Source organism: Kitasatospora sp. NPDC041917, from assembly GCF_055589745.1.
The window spans coordinates 130,687-148,687 of the sequence record NZ_JBVJBI010000010.1; the positions used below are offsets into that span (position 1 = coordinate 130,687).

Consider the following 18,001-nt stretch of genomic DNA (forward strand, 5'->3'; position numbering starts at 1 on the left):
CCGGGCCCGCACGAAGCGGGCCTGCGTGAAGCGGGCCTACTTGAAGCGCAGCGCCTTGAGCGCCCGCAGGCCGCCGGTCATCACCGCGGCGAACTGCTTGTCGTCCAGGCCGAACGAGGGCGCGATCGGCATCAGCCGCTGGGTCGCGATGGTCTGCGCCTCGGTGAAGCGCAGGATGCCCTCGGCGCCGTGCCGGCGGCCCAGCCCGGAGTCGCCCATCCCGCCCATCGGCGAGGCAATCGAGCCGTACGCGGCGGCGTACGCCTCGTTGACGTTGACCGTGCCGGTGCGCAGCCGGGCCGCGACCGTCCGGCCGCGCCGCACGTCCCTGGTCCAGACGCTGGAGTTGAGGCCGTACGGCGTGGAGTTGGCGGCGGCCACCGCCTCCTCGTCGGTGTCGAAGCGGTAGACGGAGACGACCGGGCCGAAGGTCTCCTCGGCGCAGACCGCCATGTCCGGGGTGACGCCGTCGAGGATGGTCGGCTCGAAGAAGAACGGGCCGAGGTCCGGCCGGGCCCGTCCGCCGGCCACCACGGTGGCGCCCGCCTTGACCGCCTCGTCGACGTGCCGGGTGGTGGTCTCCAGCTGGCGGACGGAGACCAGCGAGCCCATGTCGGCGCCGTACGCGAGGCCGCCACCGAGGCGCAGCGCCCGGGTGCGGGCGGCGAAGCGCTCCAGGAACTCGTCGGCCACCGAGCGGTGCACCAGCAGCCGCTCGATCGAGATGCACAGCTGTCCGGCGGAGGAGAAGCAGGCCCGTACGGCGCCGGCGGCGGCCGCGTCGAGGTCGGCGTCGGCGAGCACCAGCATGGCGTTCTTGCCGCCGAGTTCGAGCGAGGCGCCGACCAGCCGGGCGGCGGCGCGCTGGGCGACGTCGCGGCCGGTACGGGTGGAGCCGGTGAACGAGACGTAGTCGGCGTGCTCCACCACGGCGGGGCCGATCACCGGGCCGTCGCCGATCACGATCTGCCACAGGTCGGCCGGCAGCCCGGCCTCGATCAGCAGTTCGCGGGCCCACAGCGCGGTCAGCGCGGTCTGGGTGTCGGGCTTGTTGACCACCGCGTTGCCGGCCACGAAGGCGGGCAGGGCGTCGCCGACGGACAGCTCCAGCGGGTAGTTCCACGGCGAGATGTGGCCGACCACGCCCTTGGGCCGGCGGGCCTCGACGGCCTGGGTGAGCACCGGCAGCGCGCCGCCGCGCCGCTTGTCCCGGAGGTACCGGTGCGCGGCCCGCCCGTAGTGCCGGGCGGCCATGGCGACGGCCAGCACCTCCTCGAAGGCGTGCAGCCGGGCCTTGCCGGTCTCCGCCTGGACGAGGTCCAGCACCTCGTCCTGCCGCTTGAGCAGCAGGTCGTGGAAGCGCAGCAGGACGGCGGCCCGGCGGCGCACCGGCAGCGCGGCCCAGGCGGCCTGGGCGCGGCGGGCCAGCTGGAAGGCGACCTCGACGTCGGCCGGGGTGGACTGCGGCAGGCTGGCCAGCCGCTCGCCGGTCAGCGGGGCGACGGTCTCCACCAGGTCGGGCTCGCCGGTGGCGGTGACGCCGGTCGCCAGCTTGGCGACCAGGGACGGCGGGACGGCCGCGGCGACGGTCCGCGCGCCGCCGGGTGCCGCCGGGTTGCCCGTGCCGGGGTGTTCGGTGGCCACTGCGTCTGCTGTGAGGTCCGACATACGGCGCAGCCTAGGCGTTCGGCGCCCGGTCCGGTACCCGTCGGTAACAAGAATCTGCCGCAGTCGGGTGAAAGCGGGCGCCCCGCCCGGTCCCGGTCAGCGGGTCGGGGTGAAGCTGTTGAGCACGGCGTAGAAGCGCTGTTCGGCCTCGTTCCACTCGCTGCCCCGGTCCGGGCTGGACGAGTAGATCGCGTAGCTGGTGCCGTCCTGGCTGATGAACTCGGTCTCGATCGCGCGCCGGCGGCCGCCCTCCTTGGCCAGGTAGCTGAACTCCCAGACCGCCGCCTCCTGGCCCTTCACCGCCGTGCCGGCCATCCGGTGCTGCTTGTAGTCCTTGAGCGACTTGGAGACGCTGGTCTCCATCTGCCGCATGTGCTCCAGCGGCTTGACCGACTGGCCGACGGTGACGGCGAACTGGAGGTAGTGCACCTTGCCGTCGGGGCTGTAGAAGATCTGGTTGTCGCCGGCGCTGATCCGCTGCCAGGGCGGGGTGCCGTTCGGCAGCGGGAAGCGGAAGCCGGCCGGGTCGTCGACCCAGTGGTAGCCGTTGGGCGGTGCCACCGCGGGGGTGGCGTCGCTGGTGGGTTCGGGCCCGGTGGACTCCGCGGCGGTCGGCGTCGGGTCGTCGGGGCCGTCGCCGCCGACCACGTGCCGGGTGACGAGGAAGGTGCCCGCGGCGGCCAGCAGGCCGACGGCCACCGCGATGCCGACGATCTTCAGCAGGCTGCGGCGCTTGGCCGGTCCCCGCTCGGGCGTGACGGAGTGCGGCACCGGCGCGACGGGCCCGGTGTGCGCCCGGGCGGCGGCCTGTGCGCCCCCGGTGGTGTCCGGTTCGACAGGGACGACGGGCGCGACGGGGACGACGGGCGCGGCGGGTGCGGCGGCCTTCGGCTCGGTCGGCTCCTCGGAGCCCTCGGCCGGCTCCGCCTCGGGCACCGGGCCGTCGCTGCGGTCCACCACCGGCACCGACCGGGTGGGCGTGCGCACCGCCGCGACCGACTTCAGGCCCATCGTGTGCCCGGCCTGCACCTCGGCCAGCATCTTGGCCGCCTCGTCCGCGGTGGGCCGCTCGGCCGGGTCCTTGGCCATCAGCGCGGCCAGCACCGGCCCCAGCGGCCCGGCCCGCCGCGACTCCGGCAGCGGCTCGTCGACCACCGCGGCGAGCGTGCTGATCGGCGAGTCCCGCCGGAACGGCGACTGGCCCTCGACCGCCGCGTACAGCGTCGCCCCGAGGCCCCACAGGTCGGAGGCCGGCCCGGGCCGCTCGCCCTGGGCACGCTCCGGCGCCAGGTAGTCCGGCGACCCGACCAGGTCCCCCGGCCGGGTCAGCTCGGTCGAGCCCTCGTACTTCGCGATGCCGAAGTCCAGCAGCACCACCCGCCCGGTGCCGCGCTCCAGCAGCACGTTGGCCGGCTTCACGTCCCGGTGCAGCACACCCAGCTGGTGGCCCCGGTGCAGCGCGGCCAGCACCTGGCTGCCGACCTCGGCGGCGGCGCGCGGCTGCAGGGTGCCGTCCTGGCTGATCACGTCGGCCAGCGAGCGGCCGTCGACCAGCTCCATCACGATCCACGGCCGGCCGTCCTGCTCCAGCACGTCGTGCACGGTGATCACACCGGGGTGCTTGATCCGCGCGGCCGCGCTGGCCTCGCGCTTCATCCGGGTGTGCAGGATCTGGAGGTCCTCCTCGGGCAGGTGGTTGACGGTCAGCTCCTTGACCGCGACCTCGCGGTCGAGCATCCGGTCCCAGGCCCGCCAGACGGTACCCATGCCGCCCCGGCCGAGCCGCTCGCCGAGCTCGTACCGCCCGGCCAGCAACCGCTCCGCCTCGGCCGCCTCCGGCCGGTCCTGCACGCCCATCTGCGCCCGCTCCCCCACACACTCCGCCAGCCGTCACAGCGACGGAGGGCCTGGTGCAGACCACTGTTCGAACAAATCCCACGCACACATTAGGCGCACCTTGCCGCCCCGGGTAATCACGCCCACCCGCTGAACCGCAGGACCGGAATCCCAGCGGATCGTCAGCCCGCGAACAGCACCACCGCGACAATTCCCAGCGCGAGCAGCGCAAACACTCCACCGACCAACAGCGGGCCCAATAGGGCCGGGGGTATCCGGGGCGGCTTCGCACCGTTTCCTGCCCCGAAGTCCCCGCCGTTCCCGCCCTTTCGGGCACTCCTGCCGCCCCCGGGGGCCCCGGTCCTCCCGCCCCGCCGGCGCGGCTGCCTCGACTCCGGTGGAGCGGGCACCGCAATCGCCGCCACCCGCTCCTCGTCGACCGGCTCCGGCGCCCCCGCCAGCAGCTCCGCCAGCTCCCCGCGCACCGCCTCCGCCGTCGGCCGCCGCACCGGATCGGCCTGCAACAGCCGCTCCACCAGCGGCCCGAGCGGCCCGCACACCACCGAGGGCTCGCGCCGCCCGTCCCGTACGGCCGTCACCAGCTCCGGCACGTTCCGCTCCGGGTACGGCGCGCGGCCGGTGACCATCCGCTGCACCAGCACCCCGAGCGCCCAGCAGTCGCCCGCCGGGCCGCCGTCCAGCGGCCAGCGCTCCGCCACCGGACCCACCAGGGTCGCCCGCACCTCGTACCGACGCCGCCCGGCCGGCCCGCCGAGCTCCTCGGCCAGCGCCTCCTGCGCCACCCCGGCGAGCAGTCCGCCGAGCATCGCCGCACCGTCCTCGCAGACCAGCACGGACTCCGCGGTCAGGTCACCGTGGGTCAGCCCGGCCGCGTGCAGCGCCCGCAGCGCGCCCGCCAGGTCCGCCGCCAACTCGGCCGCCCGGTACGGCGGCAGCGGCCCCTCGGCGAGCAGCTCGGCCACCGTCCACCCGGCCGGCCGCTCCTCCACCGTCCACAGCAGCTCGCCCTCGACGAACGCGCCGACCCCCCGCAGCAGCCGCGGGTGCGCGACCGGCGCGGCCGAACCGACCGCCGCCACCCGCCGCACCAGGCGGTCCGCCTGTGCCGCGGCGGCGTCCTCCGGATCCTGCCCCACCGTCAGCAGCCCCGGCAGCTCCAGGGCGCTCAGCAGCACCGATTCTCCGGTCCACTCGTCCACCGCGTGGGCGCTCAGCGGTCCGGGACGGTCCGTCAGCCGGTACCGTCCCGCCAGCAACAGCTCGGGGCCGCCTCGCATGCCAGTTCCTCTCGCTCGCCGACCAGCCTACTGAGCGGCTCCCTTAGGCTCGGTCCATGGACTGGACCGATCTGATCGACACCGCCCTCAAGGCGTCCGGGAACAGCAGCAAGGCCAACCAGGCCGAGGCCGTCCGCGCCGTGGAGGCGACCGTCATCGACGGCGAGAAACCGGTCGCCTCCACCGCCGGGCGCCACCCCGAGCACTTCCGCAAGGGAGTGCTCGTGCTGACCACCCATCGGCTCCTGTTCCTGAAGGACGGCAAGCCGCCGGTCCCGGTTCCGCTCGCCGCCGTCAGCGACGTCACCGTGACCCGCACCAAGCTCAACGGCGAAGTGCTCCTGGTGGTGGCGCTCACCGGCTCCCACCGCTTCGAGGACGTGGTCAAGGCCGAGTTCTTCGCCGAGCGGCTCCGGGCCGCCGCCCGCACCGCCCGCAACACCCCGAAGGCCCTGCCCGCCGCACCGGCCGGAGCCGCCACCGGCGAACAGCTCATCAGCCAGCTCGAACGGCTGGCCGCCCTGCGCACCTCCGGTGCCCTCACCGAGGACGAGTTCACCCGCGCCAAGCAACGCCTGATCGGTTAGAGCCTGTCTACGGCGCGGGCTGGAAGCTGTTGAAGACGACGTCCCGGACCGGGGCCTGGGCGGCCCACTCGGCGTCCGGGACGATCCAGTAGATCGAGTACCCGTACTTGGCCGGGGTCCCGGTCACGAAGCCGCGGTTGAGCGAGTGCATCCTGGGCGTGCCGTTGGTCCACTCCCAGTCCGCGGCGTTGCTCCACTGCCGGTAGGTGATCGCCGCCAGGTTCAGCCGCTGATAGTTGGTGACCTGCCCGCGGACGCTCGGCTCCGACTCCTGCCAGTCGGCGACCGCGCTCGCGCCGGGCGACGTGGTCCACTCGATCCGCAGCTGGCTGCCGTCCGCCGCGTTCTTGAAGATCCGCCGGTTGGCGTCGGACGCCGTCGGCTGCAGACCGTCCGGCAGCACGACCGAGAAGCCGCTCGGGTCCTTGTACTCGTGGTACCCGGCCGGCACGCCCCCCGGCGTGGGCTGCGCCGGGGTCTGGGCCGGTGCCGGGGGCTGCACGGGAGCCGCCGGCGCACCGGCCGACTGCGCGGGCGCGTCCGGCACCGCGGCCGGGTCGCCGGTCGGCTGCGGCGCGGGTCCGCTCGCCGGCGGCGCCGCCGCGCTCGGGCTCGACTCCGGCTCCGTGCCCGCCGCCGGCGCGGTGGCCCCCGCGCTCTGCGCGGCCCCGCCGCCCGACCCGCCGTCCTCGTTGCCGACCATCCGGAGCACCGCCACCACCCCGGCGATCAGCAGCAGCACCACGATCACGGTGGCGATGGCCAGCCGCCGCCGACCGGTGCGCGGATCGGCCCCGGCCGCCTGCGTCGCACCCATCGTCCACTCGCTGGTCACCGGCCGGATCGACTCCGGCTCCGGCGCCTCCGGCTCCCCGGCCGGCTTCTCGACGGGCTCCTCGTCCTGGGCCCGGCTACCGACCCGGACCGTCCCCAGCAGCCCGGCCACGGGCCGCTTGCGGCCCTCCTCGGCCTGCTCCGGCGCCTCCTTCGCGGGCTCCGGCTCCCCGGCCGGCTTCTCCACCGGCACCGCGTGCTCGGTGGTCGACTCCGCCCGCGCGGTGGACTCCGCGACCACCCGCTTGAGCATCGACCGGGTCTGCGAGGCGTCCAGGCGCTCGGCCGGGTCCTTCGCCAGCAGCCCCTCGATCACCGGCCGCAGCGGCCCGGCGTTCACCGGCGCCGCCAGGTCCTCGGTCATCACCGCGGTCAGCGTGGCCAGCGCGGAGCCCCGGTCGTACGGCGGCCGGCCCTCGACCATCGCGTACAGCGTGCCGCCCAGCGACCACAGATCGGCCGGCGGCCCGGGCTTCTGCCCGCGGGCCCGCTCCGGCGAGATGTACGAGGGCGCGCCGACCAGCATCCCGGTCGAGGTGACGGAGGCGTCGCCCTCCACACTGGCGATGCCGAAGTCGGTGAGCACCACCCGGCCGTCCTCGCCGATCAGCACGTTGGACGGCTTGACGTCCCGGTGCAGGATGCCCAGCGCGTGCGCCGCGCTCAGCACACCCAGCACGTCCAGCGCGATCTCCGCGGCCCGGGCGGGCTCCAACGGCCCGTCCTCCCGCACCACGTCGGCCAGCGAGCGGGACTCGACCAGTTCCATGACGATCCACGGCCGGTCGTCCTCGTCGACCACGTCGAAGACCGTCACCGCCGAACTGTGCCGGATCCGCGCGGTCGCCTTGGCCTCGCGCAGCGTCCGGGTGATCAGCCGGTGCTTCTCCTCCTCGTCGACGCTGGCGTTCATCCGCAGTTCCTTGACCGCGACGGTCCGGCCCAGCATCTCGTCCTCGGCGCGCCAGACCGTGCCCATGCCACCGCGCCCGAGCACGCCGTTCAGGCGGTAGCGGCCGGCCAGGAGGCGGCCGGTGGAACCCTGCGCCTGGGTCATTCGGAACGTTCCCCCATGTGCTGCTGGCGGTCGTGGTGACGGCGCGTCGGCCCGACCTGGGGCCCGGACGCCCAAGCCTCCATCATCTCCTGTCCGGAGGGCCCGCGACCACCCGGCCCCCGCCACAAGCCGGGACGAACCGGAACGGGCGCGGCGCTCCGTGCTCGATCTGTGATCGAAAACTCGCCAAGATCTGCCCGAACCACTGCTACCGTTCGGCAGCTCATCGTCTTTCCGGGGGGATTCGACGCCCATGACCGCACCCGCGCCGGGCACTGACGGCCCATCGACCCGGCCCCGCACCGCCGAGCACTACTCGGTCGCGCCGCCCCCGGCCGCCCCCGAGGGCTACGTCGCCCCCGGCATGCCCGGCGCCCCCGTGGCCGGTTTCGAACCCACCGAACCCCCGCCCCGGCCCGTCCCCCGCCGCCGCACCGCCCTGGCCGTGGCCCTCGCCCTGCTCGCCATGCTGATCGGCGGCCTGGCCTACGGCAGCGCCCCCCTGCGCGCCGCCGACAGCCTCGGCTGGCTGGCCATCGCCCCGGCCGGCCTGGTCGCCCTCCCCCTCGGCCGCCTCGGCGGCACGAGCCGCTCGCTCCCCCCGCTCGGCGCCCTCCTCGCCGCCGGCGCCCTCCTCCTCGGCCAACTGATCGAACACCTCCGCCGCCTGCGCGCCGAAGGCCCCGCCCCCCACGACCTGCTGCACGACACCGTCACCGCCTGGCGCGCTGACCTCCGCCCCCTCGACGCCGCCTTCTACACCATCGCCCTCATCGGCGGCTTCCTCCTCACCCGCCGCACCGCCACCCGAAGCTGACGCCGGCGCCCCTCCCGGAAGCCCCCCGAAAACCCCGAAGGCCCCCGCCGATTCCCGGCAGGGGCCCCGTCGACACCCGTCAGCGGTGATCGAGCGCCGGGTTCACCGTCACCTCGACCCGCTGGAACTCCTTGAGCTCCGTGTACCCCGTGGTGGCCATCGCGCGCCGCAGCGCACCGAACAGGTTCATGGTCCCGTCCGGGGTGTGCGAAGGCCCGGTGAGGATCTCCTCGGTGGTGCCGACCGCGCCGAGGTTCACCCGCTTGCCGCGCGGCAGCTCCTCGTGGACGGCCTCCATCCCCCAGTGGAACCCCTTGCCCGGGGCGTCGGTCGCCCGGGCCAGCGCGGCCCCGATCATCACCGCGTCCGCGCCGCAGGCGACCGCCTTCGGGATGTCCCCGCTGTAGCCGACGCCCCCGTCCGCGATCACGTGCACGTAGCGCCCGCCGGACTCGTCCATGTAGTCGCGACGGGCGGCCGCCACGTCGGCCACGGCGGTCGCCATCGGCACCTGGATGCCCAGGACGTTCCGGGTGGTGTGGGCGGCGCCCCCGCCGAACCCGACCAGGACGCCGGCGGCGCCGGTGCGCATCAGGTGCAGCGCGGCGGTGTAGGTGGCGCAGCCGCCGACGATCACCGGGACGTCCAGCTCGTAGATGAACTGCTTGAGGTTGAGCGGCTCGGCGGCGCTGGAGACGTGTTCGGCCGAGACGGTGGTGCCGCGGATGACGAAGACGTCGACGCCGGCGTCGACCACGGCCTTGGAGAACTCGGCGGTGCGCTGCGGCGAGAGCGCGGCGGCGGTGACCACACCGGAGTCGCGGACCTCCTGGATCCGCTGCTTGATCAGCTCGGCGCGGATCGGCGCCGCGTAGATCTCCTGGAGGCGGCGGGTCGCGGTGGACTCGTCGGTGATCGCGGCGATCTCGTCCAGCAGCGGCTGCGGGTCCTCGTAGCGGGTCCACAGGCCTTCGAGGTTCAGCACGCCCAGACCGCCGAGGCGGCCGATCTGGATGGCCTGCTGCGGCGAGACCACGCTGTCCATCGGGGCGGCCAGGAACGGCAGCTCGAAGCGGTACGCGTCGATCTGCCAGGCGATCGAGACCTCCTTCGGGTCCCGGGTACGGCGGCTGGGGACGACGGCGATGTCGTCGAAGGCGTACGCCCGTCGGCCGCGCTTGCCTCGCCCGATCTCGATCTCAGTCACTTCGAGCCCTTCTGCTTTGTTGCTCATGCCCGCGCCGGGTCACCCCGGCCGCACCCCAGTATCCCGTACTGCCGCTGGTCCCGCCCCGACGGCCCACGGCCCGGACACGCCCCGGACGCCTCCGGCCGCGCCCGGAGCCGCGCCCCCGGGCCGCACCCCCGACGCACATCGACCGCACCCCGGGCAGCCCGAAGGGCCCGTCGCCGCGGTGCGGCAGCGGGCCCTTCTGGGGTTCAGCGGGTCAGCGGGCCGAGTAGTTCGGCGCTTCGACGGTCATCTGGATGTCGTGCGGGTGGCTCTCCTTGAGGCCCGCCGAGGTGATCCGGACGAACCGGCCCTTGCTCTCCATCTCGGCGACGGTGGCGGCGCCGACGTAGCCCATGGTCTGGCGCAGACCGCCGACGAGCTGGTGCAGCACGGCCGACAGCGGGCCGCGGTAGGGCACCTGGCCCTCGATGCCCTCGGGGACGAGCTTGTCGTCCGAGGCCACCTCGGCCTGGAAGTAGCGGTCCTTGGAGTACGAGCGGCCCTGGCCGCGGGACTGCATGGCGCCGAGCGAGCCCATGCCGCGGTAGGACTTGAACTGCTTGCCGTTGATGAACATCAGCTCGCCCGGGGACTCCTCGCAGCCGGCCAGCAGCGAGCCGAGCATCACGGTGTCGGCACCGGCGGCGAGCGCCTTGCCGATGTCGCCCGAGTACTGCAGGCCGCCGTCGCCGATGACCGGCACGCCGGCCGCCAGGCAGGCCTGGGCGGCCTCGTAGATGGCGGTGACCTGCGGGACGCCGATGCCGGCGACCACGCGGGTGGTGCAGATGGAGCCGGGGCCGACGCCGACCTTGACGCCGTCCACGCCGGCGTCGATCAGCGCCTGGGCGCCGTCCCGGGTGGCCACGTTGCCGCCGACCACGTCGATCCTGACGGCCGACTTGATCTTCGCGATCCAGGCCAGCGCGTTGTGGCTGTGGCCGTGCGAGGTGTCCACCACCAGGAAGTCCGCACCGGCCTCGACCAGGGCCTGGGCCCGGTCGAACGCCTCGGCGCTGGCACCGACGGCGGCGCCGACCAGCAGCCGGCCCTCGGCGTCCTTGGCCGCGTTCGGGTACTGCTCGGCCTTGACGAAGTCCTTGACGGTGATCAGGCCCTTGATCCGGCCCTCGTCGTCGACCAGCGGCAGCTTCTCGATCTTGTGGCGGCGCAGCAGGGCCATCGCGTCCACCCCGGAGATGCCGACCTTGCCGGTGATCAGCGGCATCGGGGTCATGATCTCGCGGACCTGGCGGCTGCGGTCCGACTCGAAGGCCATGTCGCGGTTGGTGACGATGCCGAGCAGCTTGCCGGCCTCGTCGGCGATCGGCACGCCGGAGATGCGGAACTTGGCGCACAGCGCGTCGGCCTCGGCCAGGGTGGTCTCCGGGCCGACCGTGATCGGGTCGGTGACCATGCCGGACTCGGAGCGCTTGACCAGGTCGACCTGGTTGGCCTGGTCCTCGACCGACAGGTTGCGGTGCAGCACGCCGACGCCGCCCTGGCGGGCCATGGCGATGGCCATGCGCGACTCGGTCACCTTGTCCATCGCCGCGGACAGCAGCGGGATGTTGACGCGCACGTTCCGGGAGACCCGCGAGGAGGTGTCCACCTGGTTCGGCAGCACCTCGGAGGCCCCGGGCAGCAGCAGCACGTCGTCGTACGTGAGCCCGAGCATCGCGAACTTCTCGGGTACGCCTGCGGCGTTGTAAGACATTTGGGGGGTACCTTCCGTGGCCGGCCTTATCCGCTCACGCCCGAGGGTGGGGGCGCATTCATCGCTCACTCGCGCAGACCGCCGAAGCCGGATGCAATGGGAGGATCCTCCAAGGGGACCCAGAGCGCACCCGTCAAACTTTGGCAACCCGCCCAGGCGCCGATACCCCATGGTACTGGCACCGCGAATGTGTCCTCGTGTGCCCTTGACAACAACCCGGCCCCGTGGCTCATTCCGCCCGGAAACGGTGGAAAGAGTGCGGATCGGGACGGGCCGCCGGATCGGGGGACCCGATCAGGAGGACTCCTCCGCGAGGGCCCGCAGCCGGCTGAGCGCCCGGTGCTGGGCGACCCGGACGGCGCCGGGCGACATCCCGAGCACCTCGCCGGTCTCCTCCGCCGACAGCCCGGCGGCCACCCGCAGCAGCACCAGCTCGCGCTGACGGGCCGGCAGGTTGGAGAGGAGTTCCTTCGCCCAGGCGGCGTCGCTGCTCAGCAGCGCCTGCTCCTCGGGGCCGAGCGCCTCGTCCGGCACCTCGGGCAGGTCGTCCTGCGGCACGACGGTCGAGCCGGGTCCGCGCATCGCGGCCCGCTGGAGGTCGGCGATCTTGTGCGCGGCGATCCCGTACACGAAGGCCTCGAACGGACGCCCCTGGTCCTTGTACCGGGGCAGCGCGCAGAGCACGGCCACGCAGACCTCCTGCGCGACGTCGTCCACGTGGTGCCGGGCCCCGCCGGGCAGCCGGACCAGCCGGGCGCGGCAGTACCGCAGCGCCAGCGGGTGGACGTAGGCGAGCAGCGCGTCGATCGCCGGGCCCTCGCCGCGGACCGCGGCCGCGACCAGTTCGCCCATCAGCGGCGAGCCGCCCGTGCCGAGTACCGGCGGGCGGTCCGGGCCGGTCAGGCCGACGGGACCGTCGGGGTCGGCGTACGACGGATCACGGCCCGGACCGGAGGGCTCGGCCTCCGCCGGGTCCGCCTGGCCGGCCGTACCGGCGACGTCGTCGCGCATCGGTCCATGGTGCCTGGTCGAGCGGGAAAACGCGGCACCGCGTCCGGAGTTGTGCACCGGAACGTTATGCGCTGCGGCACCGTAGGGCGTGCCCCGCACCACCGGCCCCTCCTGCACCGTGCCGCCTCCCGCCCCGCCGCGATCGGTGGTGGTCCCGTCCGTCGCGCCGTCCGCCGAGTGTCCTGCGGCCGTGTGGTTCGCCGCAGTGCCTGTCCGCTGGTCCCCGAGGTGCTCCACTCCTCCATGGTGCAACCTCGGGACCGTAACGTCACACGCCTGTGCGGCACCCGCTCCGGGAACCGCCGGCGGCACGCCGCACCCGGCGGCGCCGCCGGTGGTCAGCGGACCAGGCCCCAGCGGAAACCCAGCGCCACCGCGTGCGCCCGGTCGGAGGCCCCGAGCTTCTTGAACAGCCGTCGGGCGTGGGTCTTGACGGTGTCCTCGGAGAGGAACAGTTCACGGCCGATCTCGGCGTTGCTGCGGCCGTGGCTCATGCCCTCCAGCACCTGGATCTCACGCGCCGTCAGCGTCGGTGCCGCGCCCATGTCGGGGCTGCGCAGCCGGCGCGGGGCGAGCCGCCAGGTCGGGTCGGCGAGGGCCTGGGTGACGGTGGCCCGCAGCTCGGCGCGCGAGGCGTCCTTGTGCAGGTACCCGCGGGCGCCGGCGGCCACCGCGAGCGCGACGCCGTCGAGGTCCTCGGCGACGGTGAGCATGATGATCCGCGCGCCGGGGTCGGCGGACAGCAGCCGCCGGACCGTCTCGACCCCGCCGAGGCCGGGCATCCGGACGTCCATCAGAACGAGATCGGAGCGGTCGGCCACCCAGCGGCGGAGGACCTCCTCCCCGTTCGTCGCGGTGGTGACCCGGTCCACACCGGGTACGGTCGCGACCGCGCGGCGAAGCGCCTCGCGGGCGAGCGGGGAATCGTCGCAAACGAGAACGGAAGTCATGACCGTCGTCCTCCGCAGCTGATCCGCGTCACGTTGAGCCTCCTGGCTGGTACGAACCTCTCCGACACGGCCGATCGGCGACAGACTCCGTCCTGATCGCCCCAACCTGCCCGCGATCGTTCCCGACGTCCGGCGCCCGCTAACCGCCTCCGCACTTCCAACGACCGTCACTCGAATGAGTTACGGCCTTCGGGGCCATCTCCACCACTGTACGTGGCCAACCCATTACCGATCAGCCGCATCGCGGTGCACACGCCGCACTTTTGCGCAGCTCGCGCGCGGTGGGCGTACGACCCGCACACCGATTCGGCACGTCGCGCGCCCGTCGGCCACCCGATTGCCACGCCCGCGCCCGGCGGAGCCCTTGCCCACTATGCCCGTTTTTATAGCTTTCGTATGGTCATTGACTGTTGTGCCAGTGTGTGGGTGACTTGTCCATGGAGTTGCCTTAAGTCATATTTCCAGGTGTCCACACCAGTGCATCGAAGCCCCGCCGCACCGCTCGGCAGCAGCCCCGCCGAACGCCCGGCCGACGGCCGACAGCCTCTGAAGGGAATGAGCCATGGCAGATTTCTCCCGCCTCCCCGGTCCCAACGCGGACCTCTGGGACTGGCAGCTCTCCGCAGCCTGCCGTGGCGTGGACAGCTCGCTCTTCTTCCACCCCGAGGGCGAGCGCGGGGCCGCGCGCAGTTCGCGCGAGGCCAGCGCCAAGGAGGTCTGCATGCGCTGCCCGGTGATCGCCGAGTGCGCGGCGCACGCGCTGGCGGTCCGTGAGCCGTACGGCGTCTGGGGCGGGATGACCGAGGACGAGCGCGAGGAGATGCTGGGGCGCTCGCGGCACCGACTGATCGAGGTCCCGCTGGCCCCGCCGGCGGTCGCCCAGCGCTAGACCCGACTCCGTGAGCGCCGTGAAGAAACGTTCCTTCGCGGCGCTTCAGCCTTCTGGCTCACCCTACGTGCCGGACCCCCGCGGTCCCGTCACCCACCGTCAGCGATCGGCGGCCGCCCCCGCCAGCCGCTCCAGCATCAGCGCCACGGCCGGCACCTCCGCCAGGTCCGGCAGGGTCAGCGCGACCACCTGGCGCACCGCGGGCGCCCCGGAGGCCGTGTGCACCGGCACCGTCGACACGCCGTCAGGACGCACCGACCGGAGCGCCAGCCGGGGCAGCACCGCCACCCCCAGCCCGGCCGCCACCAGGCCGACCACCGCCGGGTAGTCGTCCGTCGCGAAGTCGATCCGCGGCTCGAAGCCCGCCCCGGCGCACAGCTCCACCAGGTGCCCCCGGCACTGCGGGCAGCCGGCGATCCACTGCTCCCCCGCCAGCTCGGCCAGCCCGACCGCGCCGCCCCGCCCCGCCAGCCCGTGGCCGGCGGGCAGCAGGCCCACCAGCGGGTCGTCCAGCAGCGGGGTGACCACCAGATCGGACCAGTCGGACCCCGCGGTCAGCTGCTGCGCCTCCAGATTGGCCTCGGCCCGGGCCTCGCGCGGCGTGCCGTGGGCCGGCGCCGGGAGCGCGACGGCGCCGCCGGACTGCGGGTAGCGGAAGGCCAGCGCGATCTCGCACTCGCCGCCGCGCAGCATCGCCAGCGACTCCGGCGGCTCCGCCTCGACCAGCGACACGCGCACCCCCGGATGGCCGTCCCGCAGGCGGGCGACCGCGGGCGGCACCAGGGTGGAGCTCGCGGTCGGGAAGGAGACCAGCCGCACCCGCCCGGCCCGCAGCCCGGCGATCGCGGCCACCTCCTCCTCGGCGGCCGAGAGCCCGGCCAGGATTCCGGTGGCATGCTTGAGCAGGACCCGGCCGGCCTCGCTGAGCTGCATCCCGCGGCCCGAGCGGACCACCAGCGGGGTGTCCACCGACTTCTCCAGCGCCTTCATCTGCTGGCTGATGGCGGGCTGCGTACACCCCAGCTCGCGGGCGGCGGCGGAGAAGGAGCCGGTGCGGGCGACGGCACGCAGGACGCGCAGATGGCGGGCCTCGATCATGCCTCAGTTATAAGGCAATCTTTGCATTCTGCAAAATTCTACTGATAGTTGAACAGTGAAGGTGAACGCCGGAGGCCCGGCCCGCCACCCCTCGCGGGGCGCGGACCGGGCCTCCGGTCAGGCGTCGGAGCCTCAGTGCGAGTGGCCGTGGCCGTGGCCGTGACCGTTGTCGGCCTCCTCCTCCTTCTTCTCCACCACGAGGGTCTCGGTGGTGAGAAGCAGGGAGGCGATCGAGGCGGCGTTCTCCAGGGCGGAGCGGGTGACCTTGACCGGGTCGATGACGCCGGCCTTCACCAGGTCGCCGTACTCGCCGGTGGCGGCGTTGTAGCCCTGGCCGGCCTCCAGCTCGGAGACCTTGGAGGTGATGACGTAGCCCTCCAGGCCGGCGTTCTGGGCGATCCAGCGCAGCGGCTCGTGCAGCGCCTTGCGGACGACCGCGACACCGGTCGCCTCGTCGCCCGACAGGCCCAGGCCACCGTCCAGCACCTTGGCGGCGTGGACCAGGGAGGCGCCACCGCCGGCGACGATGCCCTCCTCGACCGCGGCACGGGTCGCCGAGATGGCGTCCTCCAGGCGGTGCTTGCGCTCCTTCAGCTCCACCTCGGTGGCGGCGCCGACCTTGATGACGCAGACGCCGCCGGCCAGCTTGGCCAGGCGCTCCTGCAGCTTCTCGCGGTCCCAGTCGGAGTCGGTCGCGGCGATCTCGCCCTTGATCTGGGCGACGCGGCCGGCCACGGCCTCGGAGTCACCGGCGCCGTCGACGACGGTGGTCTCGTCCTTGGTGATGGTCACGCGGCGGGCGGTGCCTAGCACGTCCAGGCCGACCTGGTCGAGCTTGAGGCCGACCTCCTCGGAGATGACCGTGCCGCCGGTCAGGACGGCCAGGTCGCCGAGGATCGCCTTGCGGCGGTCGCCGAAGCCCGGGGCCTTGACGGCGACGGCGTTGAAGGTGCCGCGGATCTTGTTGACCACCAGGGTCGACAGCGCCTCGCCGTCGACGTCCTCGGCGATGATCAGCAGCGGCTTGGAGGCACCGCCCTGGAGGATCTTCTCCAGCAGCGGCAGCAGCTCCTGGATGGAGGAGATCTTGCCCTGGTTGATCAGGATGTACGGGTCCTCCAGGACCGCCTCCTGCCGCTCCGCGTCGGTGACGAAGTACGGCGACAGGTAGCCCTTGTCGAACTGCATGCCCTCGGTGAAGTCCAGCTCCACGCCGAAGGTGTTCGACTCCTCGACGGTGATGACACCGTCCTTGCCGACCTTGTCGATCGCCTCGGCGATCAGCTCGCCGACCTGGGTGTCCTGGGCGGAGAGGGACGCGACGGCGGCGACGTCGTCCTTGCCCTCGATCTCGCGGGCGATCGAGAGCAGGTGCTCGGAGACGGCGGCGACGGCCTTGTCGATGCCCTTCTTCAGGGCGGCCGGGCCGGCACCGGCGGCGACGTTGCGCAGACCCTCGTTGACCAGGGCCTGGGCCAGCACGGTGGCGGTGGTGGTGCCGTCACCCGCGACGTCGTTGGTCTTGGTGGCGACCTCCTTGACGAGCTGCGCGCCAAGGTTCTCGTACGGGTCGTCCAGCTCGACCTCGCGGGCGATGGTGACACCGTCGTTGGTGATGGTCGGGGCGCCGAACTTCTTGTCGATGACGACGTTGCGGCCCTTGGGGCCGATGGTCACCTTGACGGTGTCGGCCAGCTTGTTGACACCGCGCTCCAGCGAGCGGCGGGCGTCCTCGTCGAACTGCAGGATCTTCGCCATGTTCCCTATTCCCTCGGGGCTGCGGCCGGCCCACCGGCCGCCGAACTACGTGAACCAACAACCACGCCCCGGGCCCCTGTCACTTGGGACACGGATCCGGGGCGGGTCGGAACGTCTTACTTCTCGATGATCGCGAGGACGTCGCGGGCGGAGAGCACCAGGTACTCCTCGCCCTGGTACTTCACCTCGGTGCCGCCGTACTTCGAGTACAGGACGATGTCACCCACGGCGACGTCGAGCGGCAGACGCTGGCCGTCCTCGAAGCGGCCCGGGCCGACGGCCAGAACGACGCCCTCCTGGGGCTTCTCCTTGGCGGTGTCCGGGATAACCAGGCCGGAGGCCGTGGTGGTCTCGGCGTCGAGCGGCTGGACCACAATGCGGTCCTCGAGCGGCTTGATGGCAACCTTGCTGCTGGTGGTCACGTCCGAGCTCCCCTTCGGAGATTACGGGGTTTTCTAACGGGTAGGGCGATCCTGCGGGCCTGCCGTCGCGGGGGTCAGACACACGTCGTCGCGTTAGCACTCTCCCGGTGGAGAGTGCCAAGGACGACCATAGGGCCGTGTTAGCACTCAGTCAACCAGAGTGCCAACGACGCGCCCTGGGGGCCCCGGTTCCGCGGATGAGCAGCCGCACTCATGTGCGCCCCGGCCCGGCCCCCGCAGACTCCTGCCATGACCTCGATCCCGGTGCGTCCCGGCCCGTCCCGGCCCAGGGACGCCGCCCTCGCCGCGCCGGCGCCGCCCCTGCTGGGGGCCGTACTGCCGTTCACCTGTACGGGCGGCACTCCCTCGGGCAGACTCCTGCCATGACCGACACCCCGGTACGCGTCGACCCCTCCGGCGCGAAGGACGCCCCGCCCGCGCTGCCGCTCCTCCCGGGGGCGCTCCGGTGAGCCGACCGGCCGCCCCGTCCGAGCCGCCGCGGATCCACTGGGCGGCGGACCTGGTGCTCGCCGCGGTGGTGCTCGCGGTGACCGCCGTCGCGGTGTTCCTCGGATCGCTCGTGCTCAACGTGCTGAAGCTGCTCGCCCTGTACGGCCCCGGGACCGTGGCCCTGGACGTCTTCGGCGTCGTGGTCCTGCTCGTGCTGCTGACCCTGACCTTCCGGGGCACCCGACGGCTCGGCTACCGGATCACGCCGTACGCCGCGGTGGCCGCAGCACCGCTGGGCGTGCTCGTGGGCCGGCTCGCCTCCGGCATCCCCGTCATCGGCCGGTGACCGCCGCACCACTGCGGTCACCGACCGGC

General features: G+C 73.4%; 15 protein-coding genes. 4 read left to right on the forward strand and 11 right to left on the reverse strand.

The features are described from left to right. Positions 1-36: 36 nt before the first annotated feature. From ACZ6EM_RS14995 to ACZ6EM_RS15005, 3 genes are all read right to left on the reverse strand, one after another. Positions 37-1,668, reverse strand: a complete 1,632-nt coding sequence (locus tag ACZ6EM_RS14995; RefSeq protein ID WP_401053375.1) for a succinic semialdehyde dehydrogenase — start codon at positions 1,666-1,668, stop codon at positions 37-39. A gap of 96 nt (positions 1,669-1,764) precedes the next feature. Further along, positions 1,765-3,525, reverse strand: a complete 1,761-nt coding sequence (locus tag ACZ6EM_RS15000) for a serine/threonine-protein kinase (protein WP_452180426.1) — start codon at positions 3,523-3,525, stop codon at positions 1,765-1,767. A gap of 161 nt (positions 3,526-3,686) precedes the next feature. Further along, a complete protein-coding gene (locus tag ACZ6EM_RS15005) occupies positions 3,687-4,802 on the reverse strand; it encodes a protein kinase domain-containing protein (RefSeq protein ID WP_465772525.1) in 1,116 nt (371 codons plus the stop codon). A 56-nt stretch (positions 4,803-4,858) separates the two neighbouring features. On the opposite strand from ACZ6EM_RS15005, the gene ACZ6EM_RS15010 reads away from it, so the two are divergent. Continuing rightward, positions 4,859-5,389, forward strand: a complete 531-nt coding sequence (locus ACZ6EM_RS15010) for an SHOCT domain-containing protein (protein WP_401053663.1) — start codon at positions 4,859-4,861, stop codon at positions 5,387-5,389. 7 nt (positions 5,390-5,396) lie between these two features. On the opposite strand, the gene ACZ6EM_RS15015 is transcribed toward ACZ6EM_RS15010, so the two are convergent. Next, a complete protein-coding gene (locus ACZ6EM_RS15015; RefSeq protein WP_465772526.1) occupies positions 5,397-7,280 on the reverse strand; it encodes a serine/threonine-protein kinase in 1,884 nt (627 codons plus the stop codon). Between the two features lie 253 nt (positions 7,281-7,533). On the opposite strand from ACZ6EM_RS15015, the gene ACZ6EM_RS15020 reads away from it, so the two are divergent. Then, positions 7,534-8,097, forward strand: a complete 564-nt coding sequence (locus ACZ6EM_RS15020) for a hypothetical protein (RefSeq protein ID WP_401053660.1) — start codon at positions 7,534-7,536, stop codon at positions 8,095-8,097. Between the two features lie 79 nt (positions 8,098-8,176). On the opposite strand, the gene ACZ6EM_RS15025 is transcribed toward ACZ6EM_RS15020, so the two are convergent. From ACZ6EM_RS15025 to ACZ6EM_RS15040, 4 genes are all read right to left on the reverse strand, one after another. Continuing rightward, a complete protein-coding gene (locus tag ACZ6EM_RS15025; RefSeq protein ID WP_380356899.1) occupies positions 8,177-9,304 on the reverse strand; it encodes a GuaB3 family IMP dehydrogenase-related protein in 1,128 nt (375 codons plus the stop codon). 241 nt (positions 9,305-9,545) lie between these two features. Continuing rightward, the gene (gene guaB, locus ACZ6EM_RS15030) at positions 9,546-11,048 is read right to left on the reverse strand and encodes an IMP dehydrogenase (protein WP_401046481.1); all 1,503 of its coding nucleotides are present in this window, start codon (positions 11,046-11,048) and stop codon (positions 9,546-9,548) included. 294 nt (positions 11,049-11,342) lie between these two features. After that, positions 11,343-11,900, reverse strand: a complete 558-nt coding sequence (gene shbA / locus ACZ6EM_RS15035) for an RNA polymerase sigma factor ShbA (protein WP_359897585.1) — start codon at positions 11,898-11,900, stop codon at positions 11,343-11,345. Positions 11,901-12,397: 497 nt separating this feature from the next. Then, the gene (locus ACZ6EM_RS15040; RefSeq protein WP_014136228.1) at positions 12,398-13,009 is read right to left on the reverse strand and encodes a response regulator transcription factor; all 612 of its coding nucleotides are present in this window, start codon (positions 13,007-13,009) and stop codon (positions 12,398-12,400) included. Positions 13,010-13,571: 562 nt separating this feature from the next. Here ACZ6EM_RS15040 and ACZ6EM_RS15045 point away from each other — a divergent pair. Then, entirely contained in the window at positions 13,572-13,898 is a 327-nt protein-coding gene (locus ACZ6EM_RS15045) for a WhiB family transcriptional regulator (RefSeq protein ID WP_387686340.1), read from the forward strand. A gap of 99 nt (positions 13,899-13,997) precedes the next feature. On the opposite strand, the gene ACZ6EM_RS15050 is transcribed toward ACZ6EM_RS15045, so the two are convergent. The 3 genes from ACZ6EM_RS15050 to groES form a co-directional block, all read right to left on the reverse strand. Beyond that, positions 13,998-14,996 (reverse strand): LysR family transcriptional regulator, encoded by a 999-nt coding sequence (locus ACZ6EM_RS15050; protein ID WP_465772527.1) that lies wholly within the window; start codon positions 14,994-14,996, stop codon positions 13,998-14,000. 132 nt (positions 14,997-15,128) lie between these two features. After that, positions 15,129-16,754, reverse strand: a complete 1,626-nt coding sequence (gene groL, locus ACZ6EM_RS15055; RefSeq protein WP_359897486.1) for a chaperonin GroEL — start codon at positions 16,752-16,754, stop codon at positions 15,129-15,131. 116 nt (positions 16,755-16,870) lie between these two features. Next, a complete protein-coding gene (gene groES / locus ACZ6EM_RS15060) occupies positions 16,871-17,176 on the reverse strand; it encodes a co-chaperone GroES (protein ID WP_014136232.1) in 306 nt (101 codons plus the stop codon). Positions 17,177-17,642: 466 nt separating this feature from the next. Between groES and ACZ6EM_RS15065 the strand changes: the two genes are divergently transcribed. Beyond that, a complete protein-coding gene (locus tag ACZ6EM_RS15065) occupies positions 17,643-17,972 on the forward strand; it encodes a hypothetical protein (protein WP_401046477.1) in 330 nt (109 codons plus the stop codon). The last annotated feature ends 29 nt before the right edge of the window (positions 17,973-18,001 follow it).

Coding starts and splice junctions, on each gene's coding strand:
- ACZ6EM_RS14995 (WP_401053375.1), bottom strand. CDS start 1,668: ATGTCGGACCTCACAGCAGACGCAGTGGCCACCGAACACCCCGGCACG.
- ACZ6EM_RS15000 (WP_452180426.1), bottom strand. CDS start 3,525: ATGGGCGTGCAGGACCGGCCGGAGGCGGCCGAGGCGGAGCGGTTGCTG.
- ACZ6EM_RS15005 (WP_465772525.1), bottom strand. CDS start 4,802: ATGCGAGGCGGCCCCGAGCTGTTGCTGGCGGGACGGTACCGGCTGACG.
- ACZ6EM_RS15010 (WP_401053663.1), top strand. CDS start 4,859: ATGGACTGGACCGATCTGATCGACACCGCCCTCAAGGCGTCCGGGAAC.
- ACZ6EM_RS15015 (WP_465772526.1), bottom strand. CDS start 7,280: ATGACCCAGGCGCAGGGTTCCACCGGCCGCCTCCTGGCCGGCCGCTAC.
- ACZ6EM_RS15020 (WP_401053660.1), top strand. CDS start 7,534: ATGACCGCACCCGCGCCGGGCACTGACGGCCCATCGACCCGGCCCCGC.
- guaB (WP_401046481.1), bottom strand. CDS start 11,048: ATGTCTTACAACGCCGCAGGCGTACCCGAGAAGTTCGCGATGCTCGGG.
- shbA (WP_359897585.1), bottom strand. CDS start 11,900: ATGGGCGAACTGGTCGCGGCCGCGGTCCGCGGCGAGGGCCCGGCGATC.
- ACZ6EM_RS15040 (WP_014136228.1), bottom strand. CDS start 13,009: ATGACTTCCGTTCTCGTTTGCGACGATTCCCCGCTCGCCCGCGAGGCG.
- ACZ6EM_RS15045 (WP_387686340.1), top strand. CDS start 13,572: ATGGCAGATTTCTCCCGCCTCCCCGGTCCCAACGCGGACCTCTGGGAC.
- ACZ6EM_RS15050 (WP_465772527.1), bottom strand. CDS start 14,996: ATGATCGAGGCCCGCCATCTGCGCGTCCTGCGTGCCGTCGCCCGCACC.
- groL (WP_359897486.1), bottom strand. CDS start 16,754: ATGGCGAAGATCCTGCAGTTCGACGAGGACGCCCGCCGCTCGCTGGAG.